Below are 13,500 nucleotides of genomic sequence, written 5' to 3' on the forward strand. Positions count from 1 at the left end.
GTCCGATATGTCTTGCGAAAGCAATAATATAAAATGTATAAATTCATCTGAACTCAAAGCGAGGAGCGGCGAGCTGAGATGCGGCGATAAAATTCTGCTGACGGGTACTGTTTATACGGCGAGGGACGCTGCTCACAAGAGGTTTGCGGCTTTGCTGGACGAGGGGAAGGAACTTCCTATACCGCTCGAAAATGCAGTTATCTACTATGCAGGTCCTACGCCTGCACCTGAGGGCAAGCCTATCGGTTCATGCGGTCCGACTACTTCGGGCAGAATGGACAGGTTTGCACCACGTCTGCTGGATCTCGGTCTTGGCGGAATGATCGGCAAGGGCGAACGTTCGCAGGAGGTGATCGACGCTGTCAAGAGAAACAAGGCTGTTTATCTTTGCGCTGTGGGCGGTGCGGGTGCGCTTGCGTGCAACTGCATAAAGTCCTGCGAGGTAGTGGCTTTTGAAGAGCTTGGCTGTGAGTCGGTCAAAAAGCTTTATGTTGAGAATTTTCCGCTGGTGGTGGCTGATGACTGCTACGGAGAGGATATTTTCAAAAAGGGCAGAGCAGAGTATTATAACGCTGAATAATAAACCAATCGGATTTAGCAGGGGACGGTTCATTGGAGCTGTCCCCTTTTTATTTTGAAGGATAGGCTGTAATATACTTACATTGTGATTTATTACAAGAATTTTGGGCAAAATATGTGGTATGTTACAAACATTTCAAAAAATAAGTCAAATTTTTTTATAACTCTTGACTTATTCGGCGCAAAATGATATTATGTAGATACATTCAATTTGTATTTTATATATTAATTTTGTATTTTTGTTCTAGAAACGGCGGTGCGCAAATGTATAAAGATCTCAGCTATGAAGAACTTGTCATCAGAGCGGGAGAGGATAAAGGCGCTGTTTCCGAAATAATTGCAAGGTATATGTGTACGATCGAGGCAATGGCTAAAAAGCTTTCCGCTAAGGTCAGTGATGATCTCGTTCAGGAGGGGCTGATGGCTCTGATGAATGCTGTCAAGACCTATGACGCTGGGAAAGGCGTGGCATTTGCTTCCTACGCAGGCGTGTGTGTAAAAAACAAAATGATCTCTTCCCTGAAGAAGAACAGTCTGAGCGATACGGATGATATCACGGACGACAGTTTTGAGGAGATACTTCAGGCGGACAGCGACGATATCCCTGATAACGTTGTCATCGAGCGGGAGAGAATGAATGAACTGAACAGCAAAATATCTTCGGCTTTATCAGAGCTGGAGTGGCAGGTATTTCAAATGTTTTTAAGCGGAATGTCTTACAATCAGATAGCATTAAATTCAGGTTTGACAGTTAAAGCTGTGAACAATGCGATGCAGAGGGTTAGGCGCAAATTAAAAGCACTGTTGAGATAAGGTCAAAGGGGTTTATGGCCGTATAGCTTAATTGCAGAGCGTTGTTTTACAAAGGTGTCGGTGCAAGTCCGACTAGGCACAATTTTATTTTAACGAGGTAAGAGTTATGTACGAAGACAAGACATTAGTATGTAAGGACTGCGGAAACGAATTTGTATTCACAGCAGGCGAACAGGAGTTTTATGCTGAAAAAGGCTTCACAAATGAGCCACAGAGATGCAAGCCATGCAGAGATGCAAGAAAGTCTGCTACAAAGTCTGAAAGACAGACATACACAGCAACTTGCGCAGCTTGCGGCGGCGAGGCTGTTATTCCTTTCAAGCCAAGAGAGGACAGACCTGTATATTGCAGCGAGTGCTTTGCAAAGATGAAGGAGCAGAAGTTCTAATTAAACTGACTACTGAAAACTCAAGGCTGTTGTACGAAAGTACAGCAGCCTTTTTTCTATGCAGATCTTTATGCATATGCAGATCTTTATGCAAATTCTTTAAATAAAAAAGATGACTGCCGTTTTGCGGGCAGTCATCTGAACCGTTATTTGATTATTTGATCTCAAGCCGTCTTGTTTCGGGAACGGAAGGCTCTTTCTTAGGCATTACCATACTCAGGATACCATTCTTGTATTCAGCCTCGATCTTGTCGGCATCAATGCCTGTGATATCAAAGCTTCTTGAATACGAGCCGTAGGAACGTTCACGGCAGATATAGGTATTATCCTTTTTATCGACTTTCTTTTCGCTGTGGACAGCGGAAAGTGTAAGCTTATTGCCTGTGATATCAAGCTGGATATCACCCTTATCAAAGCCAGGAAGTTCAGCCTCCATTACATATTTGTCGCCCTCATCACGGATATCGGTCTTAAATGATGTTGGGTAAAGTCCGCCGAAAAAGTCATTCTCAAAATCATGGAAAGCGTTAAATAAATCAAAGCTCTTCTTTTCAAAAGGTGTAATTCCGTTCATAATAATACCTCCTTAACAGGTTCGTTTTGTTCTTTTGTTTCTTTAAGTTTTATTTTTATCTGTATATTTTATGTTTTGTGTCTGCTTTTCTGTTCGTACATTCATACTCAGCTGCGTTCACACATTCTACTCATTGGTACCATTTCCTTTCTTTCTATGCTTTTATATTACCCCTGTAATATGATAGTTGTGTGAAAAGATTGTGAATAGAAAATAAAAATTAGCACTCTGAACGATAGAGTGCTAATTGCTTAGGCGGATAACAAGCTTGCCGAGTAAAAATTTTAGCCTGTCAACCTCTTTTGGAAAATGGGGTTGATACTAAAACTTGTTTTTTGAATTTGATAGTTTGCGATTTTTTTTTATTTTGTTTGACGCTTAAAGTTTGCACTATGTATAAAAGCTTAGAGGCGACCACAGGTCGCCCCTACGAATACTTTGTAAATCCATATAAGACCTTTGGTCGCCTCTTTTCTATCGCAAGCCAAAATTTATTAAGTATGTATTGCCTTTTAAACTTCTAGTACATACATGATTTAACAAAGTGTTATGCCTTACAACCTTAGCATAGCCTGTACGTTTTGTAATATTCATACAAAAAGGGACGGTCAGAAACCGCCCCTTACAATACAGTATTTTGCCTACATTTGAGAGAAACTGGCGACCACAGGTCGCCCCTACGGAAATATTGAGAGAAAATTCTCATTAGACCTCATCAAAGTGAAAAGAGCCAATACAAAACCTTATTAAAGTCGGTTTAAGTAAAAGTCATATCTCAGTTTCTTCCGAGCGCAAATGAGAAGTTCGGACAGCAGACAGCGAGTTTACGAGCGTCCCGAATTACCCCGTCCGGCGAGGACCCGTCCGAGGACTTTTAGTAAAAGTCAGCACTTGGTTTCTTCCGAGCGCAAATGAGAAGTCCGCACAGCAGACAGCGAGTTTACGAGCGTCCCGAATTACCCCGTCCGGCGAGGACCCGTCCGAGGACTTTTAGTAAAAGTCAGCACTTGGTTTCTTCCGAGCGCAAATGAGAAGTCCGCACAGCAGACAGCGAGTTTATCGAGCGTCCCGAATTACCCCGTCTGGGAAGACCTATTTGGCGTTGATGTTGATGTATTCGGGTTTTAGTTTGGAGTACATTATCTTTTGGCTGGAGTATAATCCGTAGTAACCCGAAAGCATATAGCTTACTCCGCAGGCTATGGCGAACAGGATCGTCGCTCCCGAACCGAAAAGCTCAAAGCTTAAAAATATCGACGCTATCGGACAGTTTACTACTCCGCAGAATGTCGCCACAAGTCCTATGGCTGCCCCGAAACATGGCTCTGCTCCCACCAGCGGTGCAAATATGCAGCCGAATGTCGAGCCGATGAAAAATGTCGGAACTATCTCTCCGCCTTTAAATCCTGAGCCTATGCATATCGCTGTGAAAATTATCTTCATAAGAAATGCCGCAGGCTTTGCTGTGCCGCCCTCTATGGCTGCGGATATTATCTGTCCGCCTGCTCCATTGTAATCTCCGCTGCTGCATATGAGCGAAAGTACAATGAGTATCATTCCGCCTGCCGCAATACGAAGGTATGCGTTCTTTATGTGTATTCCGAAAAGATCGTGACTTCTCTTCATTGCAACACAGAAAAGTATGGAGATAAGCGCACAGGCTACCGCTATTATACCTGTCTGAGTTACACTGACAATGGAAAGTCTGGGAAGTTCACAGCCGATCATAAACGCTGTTGGCTTTAAGCCCAGCAAAAGCGATACCTTGTATGCCACAAGGGAGGAGGCTATGCACGGCACAAGACCTGCATAGTATATAACGCCTACGCTTATGACTTCCATAGCGAAAAATGTTGCCGTCAGCGGTGTTCCGAAAAGTGCGGAGAATACAGAACTCATTCCGCACATTATGGCAAGACTCATGTCCTTTTGGTCGAGGTGGAGAATATCTCCTGCCTTTGCGCCTATGCTGCCGCCTAACTGGAGAGCCGCTCCCTCACGTCCTGCCGAACCGCCCACAAGGTGGGTTATGACTGTGGAAATAAATATCAGCGGCGCCATTATTATAGGAACGTGTATGTTCGTCCGTATGGAACTGATTATAAGATTTGTTCCCGTTTCTTCATCTATCTTGCAGGCACGGTAGAGAAATACGATGAAAAGTCCTGCAAGGGGTGCAAAAAAAACAGTCCATTCATGATCGTCTGTACGGAACTGCGTCACCCAGTTTACTGCCATATGGAAAAACGATCCCACAAGTCCTCCTGTTATGCCCAGCGCACAGGATATGCCCAGCCATTTCGCAAATGTTACTGCGTAGTTGAAACCCGAATCTATTTTTTCCTTGACAAATTGTTTGTTTATCACGTCCATACCCTCATAAACAGACTGCAAAATGCAATACCGCATCAAACTGTACGGTATTGCATCACAATCACTTTTCTTTTTTATTTTTACTTTTCAGCAATAACTTCTACTTCTACAAGAACGTCCTTTGGAAGTTCCTTTACAGCAACACAGCTTCTTGCCGGCTTGCTTGTGAAATATTCGCCGTATACACCGTTGAATGCAGCAAAATCAGACATATTCTTCAGGAAGCATACTGTCTTTACTGCCTTGTCAATAGATGTGCCTGCTGCTTCGAGAACAGCTGTAAGGTTCTTGCATACCTGATGTGTCTGCTCCTCGATAGTTGTTGCTTCAACATTTCCTGTTGCAGGATCGATAGCTATCTGACCTGATGTGAAAACAAGTCCGCCAACTGTCATTGCCTGTGAATAAGGTCCGATCGCATCGGGTGCATTCTTTGTGTAAACTTTCTCTGCCATTTTTATCTACTCCTTTAAATATATTTTTGATTTAAAACTGTTTAGTCGATTATCTTGAAGCCTTCCTTAGTAAGTTCGCTTCTGATCTGTCTGATATGGTCATAGTTTCTTGTTTCAAGAACAATTCTTAGCAGGCATTCTGTGATATCGCTTTCCTCGCTTGCTCTCTCGTGGTGGATAGAAACAACATTTCCGCCGAGATCGGAGATGATAGCGGAAACTCCCTTAAGCTGACCGGGCTTATCTTCAAGCTGGATAGTAAGGGTATCTGATCTTCCCGACTTGAGCAGACCTCTCTTGATAACTCTTGAAAGGATAGTAACGTCGATGTTTCCGCCCGAAACGAGGCAGACAACATTCTTGCCCTTAAGATCAGGTATCTTGTTGAACATTACAGCGGCAACGGAAACTGCGCCTGCGCCCTCTGCAATAAGCTTCTGCTTTTCGATAAGGTGGAGTATAGCGGAGGATACCTCATCATCTGATACAGTAACAACTCCGTCAACATACTTCTTGCAGTATTCAAATGTGTTCTCACCGGGCTCTTTTACCTTTATGCCGTCTGCGATAGTGTGAACGCTGTCAAGACATTCGATCTTTCCGTCCGCAAGGGATCTTACCATAGACGGAGCGCCCTCAGCCTGTACGCCGTAAACTCTTACTCTAGGATTGAGCTGCTTTACTGCGAAAGCAACACCTGAGATAAGTCCGCCGCCGCCGACAGGAACGACTACGATGTCAGCGTTTGTTACCTGATTGAGTATTTCAAGTCCGATAGTACCCTGACCTGCGATAACATTTTCATCATCGAATGGGTGAATGAATGTATAGCCCTTTTCGTCACGCAGTCTGATAGCCTCTGCGTAAGCGTCATCATATACACCCGGAACAAGGCAGATATCTGCGCCGTAGCCCTTTGTTGCCTCTACCTTTGAGATAGGTGCGCCGTCAGGCAGACAGATAAGGGATTTTATGCCGTTTTTGGAAGCCGCAAGAGCAACGCCCTGAGCGTGGTTTCCTGCGGAACAGGCGATAACGCCGTGTGCCTTTTCTTCATCGGAAAGCTGTGATATCTTGTAATACGCACCTCTGACCTTGAAAGAACCTGTTACCTGAAGGTTTTCTGTCTTAAGATAAACGTTGCAGTCAGGGTTTACCTTAGGGGCAAAAATGCAGGCGGTAGGTCTGATTATCTCCTTAAGGACGTTTGATGCGTCGAAAATTTTGTCTAGTGTAAGCATAGCTACTACCTCTTTCCTAAAATAAAAATCTCCGCCCCTGAAAACAGAGGCGAAGAAAAAAATCAATAATATTTCTCCGTGTTACCACTCCGCTTGCGGAAAAAATCCCGCCGCTCGTACTCATATAACGGTGAGGACCGGCTTTGCTTATAGGCGCAGGCTTTCAGCAAAGCAGCTCGGGGATGATCCAGAAAACGAAAACCCTGCGTTCTTTCACCAGACGAACGCTCTCTGAGAGGATCGAACCGTTTTCACCTTTCCCGTCAAAGCTTTTGACCTTTTACACTTTTGACACTTATCATTTAATGTTTAAATTATAGCACCGAAAAAAGCGATTGTCAATACAGTTTCAATTATTTTATTTTGACTTTATTTCACTTTTTCTATGAACGTAGTTCATTAGGATACAGTTCGTTAGAACTGGGTTCATTGAACATAACTCTTTAATGAGCGGAGTTCATTGCTGTTATTGCGGGATAATTCCCTCCATGACCTCTTTCATACTGCTGTAAGCTCGCTGAGCGGCTTCTTTGGTGTGGGATTTTTCGTAATACACGCTGTCGCAGGCGTCTATAAATATGTCTATGACATCTTCATTTTCGAGGTAAGGGCTCATTATATCCAGCTCTTCTGTGTTCTGCATTTTCTGCTCTGCACTATATTCTATGCCGCCGAGCATATCCCTTGCTTCAAGAGCCTCTTTCGCTGAACGGCTTACAGGTATGCCCTTTGTGCTGCCCTGTATAACAGCCATATCTGCGCTGTTAAGAAGGTAATCAGTAAATTCAGCGGCAGCTTTCGGGTTTGCGGTATCTTTCTTTATGGCATAAAAGCCTGTTGGCTTAACAGACCAGCCGTAGGAGATATAGTTGTTCGTTACGGGGTAATCTCCCACCACCATTTCAAAGCCTGCTTTCTGTGCGTCCTCGCTGTAATAACCTGAGTCGGATATCCATACGGCTGTGCCGCCGGTAAGGCAGTTTTCAAGGTCGCTGCGTTCAAACTCGGAATAGATCTTTGACACCTTTTCGTCAACGAGGTGATTATAGAAATCTATCATTGCGGCAATATCATTTTCCGTAAGATCAAAGCTGCCGTCAAAGACTTTCTTTCCCGTAGTCTGTTCGAGATAAGCGCAGCAGCATAGCCAGAAGTTTTTCTTTGTCAGCTGGATAGGGTAGACCTCATCGGAGCGCATGACCTTTGCGGCATTGAAGAGATCGTCCCAAGTCGATGGGACAGGCAGACCGTAATTATCATAAAGAGTTTTGTTATAAACAAATGTAATTGAACTTAAACTTATTGGCAGAGCATTCAGCTTTCCGTTTATAGTGCCGAAATCAAGTTCGTCCTGCGAGAAATTCGACAGGTCGATATAGTCGGACAGCTCATTAAGGTCATAGAAATCCTCACCCTCAGGGGAGTATTCATACAGCCAGCTGTAATTGAGCTGCATAACGTCCGCTTCCGTATCTGAATAGAACTCTGAATCCATTTTTGCCTTAAAACCTTCAAAGTCGCTGTACTGGGGATTTATGCCGATATCTGTATGGCTTTCCTCAAATGCCGATATGCCTTTGAGTGTGTTTTCATTTCGCTCGTCCTTTCCCCACCAAGAAAATGTTATTTCTGCGTTCTGCTGATCGGGGATAACTCTTCCGTATGAACAGGAACAAAGCGAGGCTGTGAACAGCAGGGCGGTGGAAAAGCTGACGATCTTTTCAGGAGATATTGAAGATAGTTTTCTCATACCTTTTCCCTCCCTGTTGTTTCGTTTTTATACAAAACATAATTTCCGTCATTTTCTTCCGCTTCTTTCAGCGCTTCGCCTGCGGACTCGTAAAGCTCGTCATAGTCTGTGCTTACGTCAGGATAAACTGCTGCGCCTATGGAGCATTTTATCATACCTCTGCCCGAATCAAGCTCACATTCCTCAAGTCTGCGGCTTATTTCTTTCAGACTTTCTTTCAGTTTGTCGTGTGCTTTAAAAAGGTCGTATTCTGTAAAGTCTGCAAACACAACGAACTCATTTTTGCCTGTTCTGCCAACAACATTTCCTGCGTCGGGGTCTTCTGCATAAAAGCCTGTGAGTATTCCCGAAACTTTAAGCAGCGCTTCACTAACGCCTGCTGTGCCATAGTTTTCGGAAATGAGGTCGAGGTTGTTTATTTTAACCAATGCAAGTAGGATAGTTGAGCCTGAGATACAGGTTTCTATCTTATCAGCGATAAGGTTTTCCGCAGCCTCGGCTGTATACAGACCTGTAAGTCCGTCTGTTGAACTTTTCTTTGTGGCATAGGCTGAACCTGCTGGGGCAGCGACAATGCTGATCATAGCAATGACTGCGATAGAGAAAAGCACTATTCCAAGGCATATTACATCTGTGCGGACGTAAATGCTGTGGCTTGCTCTCATATCATTAACGGTAATTATCTTCCAGCCGCAGTCGAGGACGCTGACGCTTTCGATCATATCATAGTTTATGAGCGTATAGCCGCTTTTTTGTGACTGGTCGATATATTTCGGGTCTATCATACTGCCCTCTTTGCCTTTATGGGAGTAGATTATCCTGCCGCTGCTGTCGGTGAGGAAAAGCTCTGCGTTATCCTGTCTGCCTTTGGGGATAAAAGTTCCTGAAAGCTCGTTGGTATAGAAAGAGCCGACAAATATCGCATGGTCATGCACTTCTCTGAGGTAATATATTCTGTTATAGTCATCATTTATTCCGCAAACCCAAGCAGTTTTCTTGCCGTCAAGACCATTTTTCAGAGTTTGGAACATATCGGGTTCGAGGAGATCTTCCGTTACGGAAGAGAGTTTTCCTGCGTGGCTGTCATTTCGGTAGATGATAGCGAAGTCGCAGTAATTATCCAGCAGGCTGAAGCTTGTGAGGTAGTCGGTCATTTCGCTTTCTATCTGAGCGGCACGGTACTTATCCAGCTGGGTATCAGATGCATCGTAGTCCATATAGTTATCTTTAGTAAGGGCGACTGCGCTGAGGTTTTCAAGCTTTTGCATATACTGTTTTACAGCTATCTCGGTTTCTTTATTGAGAGATGCGGTCACATCTGCGGCGGTATCGCTCAAGTTGCAGAAATGTATGTAAGAAGAATACGCCATGATAGCGGCGCAGGTCACTATCATTATAAGCACATAGATAACAGGAAGACGGTTTCGTGGAATTCTTCCCGAATTTTTTTCCTTTACGGCTTTCAAAATTTTCCCCTCCAGAAAAGAATAATACATTATTATATAAAATTATAACATATCTACTCCCCAATAATATTATCAATTTGTAAAATGTGTCCTCGGGCGGACGGCTCGGTTCGGGACGCTCGGCAAGCTCGCTGTCTGCTGTCGGGGCTGTTATTTTGCGCTCGGAAGAGTCCTCGCCGGACGGGGTAATTCGGGACGCTCGTAAACTCGCTGTCGGCGGTATGGGTTTTCTCATTTGCGCTCGGAAGAAACGGAGATATGGCTTTTACTGAAACAGGGTTTGATGAGGTCTTGAATGGCTTTTCAAGGTGAGATATTTTGGTAGGGGCGACCTGTGGTCGCCAGTTTCCGCCGCCGACTTTGATAAGGTCTTATCTCGTTTTTTAGGTCTGATGTTTTGGTCGGGGTGGTCTTTGACCGCCTTTGTCTTGTCACAAACACAATTCATTAAGTCAGTATTTGCCCTTTATGCATTTGTACCACATACATAATTTAACAAATCGTTATGCAGTACAACCTTTTGACAGGTCAAAAATCGCATACAAAAAGAGGCGGTCAGAAACCGCCCCTTACACATTATATTACAATAATATTCACTCGTACTCTGTTCCTTTCAAATGCAGTACATATTCTCAGTTTGAGAGGACACTGGCAACCAAAGGTCGCCCCTACGCATACGTTCTAAAGCCAACATAAAATCTCCTCAAACCTTGTTTCGGTAAAAATTTTGCACCCTGTTTCTTCCGTGCATAAAAGTAAAAGACCGCACAGCAGACAGCGAGTTTACGAGCGTACCGAACCGAGCCGTCCGCCCGAGGATCAGACAGCGAGCTTGTGAGCGTCCCGAACCGAGCCGTCCGCCCGAGGACCAGACAGCGAGTTTACGAGCGTACCGAACCGAGCTGTCCGCCCGAGGATACATAATATCCTTGCGGAACACCGCAGACGGGGCATTTTTCGGGGGCTGAGTGTCCCTCAAGAATGTATCCGCAGTTTAAACATACCCATATCTCAACGTTGTCGGAATGGTAAAGCTTGTTCTCGGACATAAGCTTGCGAACATTTTCAAAGCGTTCAGCATGAGTGCGCTCTATCTTGGCGATGTTCTGAAAATCCTGTGCGATCTTCGTGAAACCCTCTTCCCTTGCTATTGCGGCAAAGGCAGGGTAAACATCGTCTGCCTCCTGCAGTTCGTTGTGGTTTGCGTATTGAAGAATATCTTCAAGCTTTGTAGAAATATCCACTGGGTAGCCGCCCTCAATGTGAATGGTGTCCCCCTGCTCGCTTTTAAGATGATCGTAAAATACCTGTGCGTGTGCCTTTTCCTGTGAGGCTGTGAATTTGAACAGGTCTGCAAGGGCAAAATAATTCATCTGCTTTGCCTGTGCCTCTGCGAAGGTGTATCTGTTGCGAGCCTGACTTTCGCCTGCAAAGGCTCGCATAAGATTTACTTTTGTTCTTGAACTTTTGAAATCCTGCATCTCTTTTTCCTCCTGCGTGAAATTTTATTCGGTCAGAACACCCGACGGACTTTCGAGAAGTATCAATATCTGCTCCTCTGCGCCTGTCTGTGCGTTGATATAAACAAGTACATTCCTGCCTGTTTCGCTCTTGCAGCCGAACTCATAGCAAAGCTTTTCTTCAAGATTGTCGGACGGGATAACTGCAAGTCTGTTGGATACTATCTGAAGTCTTGGTGAAACCGCCTGTTCTGCACTGCTTTCGGAGCAAAGCTTTTCGGGGTAGCTGCGCTCTCTGTGGTTTACAAGGAAACCTCTTGCGTCATAACCGAGTATCTCGCCGTCGTCCATTGCCACAGATACCTTGACGAGATCGGTGTAAACACGCTTGTCAACGTCCTTGTATGCGTAGTTTACAGTCATAACGTTGTTCTGGACTTCATAGTAGGTCTTTTCCATTGACAGTATGCCGAGGTAGTTCAGAAAATCCTCTGCGCAGGATAAAGCCTTTTCATTTTCGATCTTGCTGCTGTCCACGATCCTTGACCTCAGAAAATAGGAGATATATCCGCCGTTCTGAGTTACCTCGCAGGCGACAGAACTGTTCTTGTCGGAAAATCTCCAGGCAGGCATTTTTCCCTCAACTGTGCTGACCTCAGAAAGGTCGGTGGTGTTGATGTCAAGCGCCATAGCTGCCCTCTGGAGAGCTTTTTCCTCCGTCACCTTTTCAGCGGCTTTGGTCATTTCGGGTTCTCTTTCAAGAATGTTGTCCGAGAAAGGTCCGTCATAGATAAGACCCGGGTAGTTGTCGAAGGTTTCTTCAAAGTCGGAAAAGCCGTCGCCCACAAATGGCGGAGCATCTTCCTTTGCTGTGCTTTCGGCTTTTGAAAGCGAAAGCTGACCGGTTGCCGCTGCGCTTTCAAGTTCCCACATATCCTCAGAGAGCGTTTTGGAGAAGTCGTACAGCGAAGCCATATTTTCATACTCGCTGTCGGAGAGTTTTTCGCCGTTCAGAAGTTTTGTTGACATAGCGAGGGAGTAATTTCCCACCTGTGAAAGAAATTTATAGGTGTTTTCAAGGTCAAGTTCAGCCACAGGCAGCTGGGCGAGGGAGGCTTTGGCTGCGCTTGCCTCACGGTAGAGATCTACTGCAAGCTTCTGCTGCATACTTCCGGAGCCAGCATAAAGCTGTTTTTCAAGAGAAGATGACAGCTTATCGCAGGAGGCGGCAAGATCCTCTATGGCACGGGAGTAGCCGTCGCTGACGGTCTGCTGGACACGTTTTTTATCGTTCATCAGCTGGATATTCCTTGCCCCCAATGCGATTATTGCGGCGGCAGTGATAGAGCATATCCGTATTGATCCACGTTTGGTAACAGTCATTTTTATCATTCCTTTTTAAAGTGATGTTGACAATATTATAACAATTTAACTGCCGAATATTCCTCAAAAAAGAATAAAAACATAAAAAATATAAAATAAAAAAAGCAAAGAAAATTCGTCAGAAAAATTCTTTGCTTTTTATTTCGCATATCATATATAAAGGAAAGAGGGTCACCACGCAGTGACCCTCGTATCCTATAAAACCCATTTCCTCCAAAAACCATTGCCCAATGGTTTCCGCCGAATATTATTTTAGCACATGATCGTACATATGTCAAGTGTTTACCAGTCTATATCGATAGTTGGCAGGGGAGCGGTAGGCTCTGTAGCAGGCGGATCGGTATAGGTATATGTTGGCTGAGTTACAGGCGGCTGTGTAGTCACAGGCTGAGTAGGTGCAGGTGTAACAGGTTCAGTTGCAGGCGGTTCAGTCCACGCAGGATATGACTGTGTTGTATTATTGCTCCACGCAGAACTGCTTTGAGAGTATGTATAATAAGATGTATACGAACTTCCCTGTGCGTCGTAGGAAACTGTATAGTTGGTTTCGTCGTAGTTCGCATTATCGTCTGTTACGGAGGAGTCTGATTTTTTCTTAGTTGATTTAGTAGTTTTCTTGCTTTTTTTAGTTTCTGCGGCGGAGCTGTCGCTGAGAGATGAATCGTCGGGGACAGAGGTTTGACCTGATGTATTTTCATACGAATACTCAGGTTCAGACTCATTTGACGGTCTTTTAGTTATAGCGTTCACGTCTATTTTGCCGCAGCTGCTAAAGATCACGCAGCAGGCAGCAAGTGCGGACAGTGCAAGCACCTGCATATTTTTTCTTCTTATACTTTTTATGTTTTTCATACGCTGCATATTTCCTTTCTTACACAGGAATGGTAGTTTTGTTCTATGAATTAATTATACAATATCGGGGTAAAAAAATCAATCGTTTATGCTTGTAATATTTTAACACAATTTGTTCTTGATTTTTGTACAAGTAACCAAATGCGGCACACATAAACTAGTGAAA

General features: G+C 44.4%; 13 protein-coding genes and 1 other annotated feature. Of the genes, 3 read left to right on the forward strand and 10 right to left on the reverse strand.

The genetic code is table 11. The annotated features are described in order from the left end of the window. Positions 1-7 precede the first annotated feature (7 nt). From Q0E19_RS01715 to Q0E19_RS01725, 3 genes are all read left to right on the forward strand, one after another. Entirely contained in the window at positions 8-580 is a 573-nt protein-coding gene (locus Q0E19_RS01715; RefSeq protein WP_294407024.1) for a Fe-S-containing hydro-lyase, read from the forward strand. Between the two features lie 263 nt (positions 581-843). After that, a complete protein-coding gene (locus Q0E19_RS01720) occupies positions 844-1,392 on the forward strand; it encodes a sigma-70 family RNA polymerase sigma factor (RefSeq protein WP_294406589.1) in 549 nt (182 codons plus the stop codon). A gap of 106 nt (positions 1,393-1,498) precedes the next feature. Further along, positions 1,499-1,780, forward strand: a complete 282-nt coding sequence (locus Q0E19_RS01725) for a zinc-ribbon domain containing protein (RefSeq protein WP_294406591.1) — start codon at positions 1,499-1,501, stop codon at positions 1,778-1,780. Positions 1,781-1,934: 154 nt separating this feature from the next. Here the strand turns inward: Q0E19_RS01725 and Q0E19_RS01730 are convergent, their stop codons facing one another. The 10 genes from Q0E19_RS01730 to Q0E19_RS01775 all read right to left on the reverse strand — a co-directional run bounded on the left by Q0E19_RS01730 (position 1,935) and on the right by Q0E19_RS01775 (position 13,334). Further along, entirely contained in the window at positions 1,935-2,354 is a 420-nt protein-coding gene (locus Q0E19_RS01730; protein ID WP_294406594.1) for an Hsp20/alpha crystallin family protein, read from the reverse strand. 1,092 nt (positions 2,355-3,446) lie between these two features. Further along, the gene (locus Q0E19_RS01735) at positions 3,447-4,721 is read right to left on the reverse strand and encodes a chloride channel protein (RefSeq protein WP_294406598.1); all 1,275 of its coding nucleotides are present in this window, start codon (positions 4,719-4,721) and stop codon (positions 3,447-3,449) included. Between the two features lie 86 nt (positions 4,722-4,807). Next, positions 4,808-5,182: a RidA family protein gene (locus Q0E19_RS01740; protein ID WP_294406601.1), complete on the reverse strand. Its 375-nt coding sequence runs from the start codon at positions 5,180-5,182 to the stop codon at positions 4,808-4,810. Positions 5,183-5,223: 41 nt separating this feature from the next. Then, positions 5,224-6,423 carry a threonine ammonia-lyase gene (gene ilvA, locus Q0E19_RS01745; protein WP_294406604.1) on the reverse strand — a complete coding sequence of 400 codons (1,200 nt, stop codon included), beginning with the start codon at positions 6,421-6,423 and terminating at the stop codon, positions 5,224-5,226. Positions 6,424-6,465: 42 nt separating this feature from the next. Then, positions 6,466-6,699 (reverse strand) — a binding site (T-box leader). 190 nt (positions 6,700-6,889) lie between these two features. Continuing rightward, positions 6,890-8,173, reverse strand: coding sequence for an ABC transporter substrate-binding protein (locus tag Q0E19_RS01750; protein WP_294406606.1), 1,284 nt, complete (start codon positions 8,171-8,173; stop codon positions 6,890-6,892). Next, positions 8,170-9,639 carry a diguanylate cyclase gene (locus Q0E19_RS01755; protein ID WP_294406609.1) on the reverse strand — a complete coding sequence of 490 codons (1,470 nt, stop codon included), beginning with the start codon at positions 9,637-9,639 and terminating at the stop codon, positions 8,170-8,172. Before Q0E19_RS01755 ends, Q0E19_RS01750 begins: the two co-directional genes overlap by 4 nt. Positions 9,640-9,904: 265 nt before the next feature. Next, positions 9,905-10,087, reverse strand: coding sequence for a hypothetical protein (locus Q0E19_RS01760; protein ID WP_294406611.1), 183 nt, complete (start codon positions 10,085-10,087; stop codon positions 9,905-9,907). Between the two features lie 433 nt (positions 10,088-10,520). Beyond that, complete coding sequence (rbr, locus tag Q0E19_RS01765) at positions 10,521-11,120, reverse strand: rubrerythrin (RefSeq protein WP_294406613.1); 600 nt, start codon at positions 11,118-11,120, stop codon at positions 10,521-10,523. 24 nt (positions 11,121-11,144) lie between these two features. Next, entirely contained in the window at positions 11,145-12,482 is a 1,338-nt protein-coding gene (gene ypeB / locus Q0E19_RS01770) for a germination protein YpeB (RefSeq protein ID WP_294406615.1), read from the reverse strand. Positions 12,483-12,764: 282 nt separating this feature from the next. Next, the gene (locus Q0E19_RS01775) at positions 12,765-13,334 is read right to left on the reverse strand and encodes a hypothetical protein (RefSeq protein WP_294406617.1); all 570 of its coding nucleotides are present in this window, start codon (positions 13,332-13,334) and stop codon (positions 12,765-12,767) included. Positions 13,335-13,500 lie beyond the last annotated feature (166 nt).

Source organism: uncultured Ruminococcus sp. (genome assembly GCF_934476685.1).
GTDB lineage: Bacteria > Bacillota > Clostridia > Oscillospirales > Ruminococcaceae > Hominimerdicola.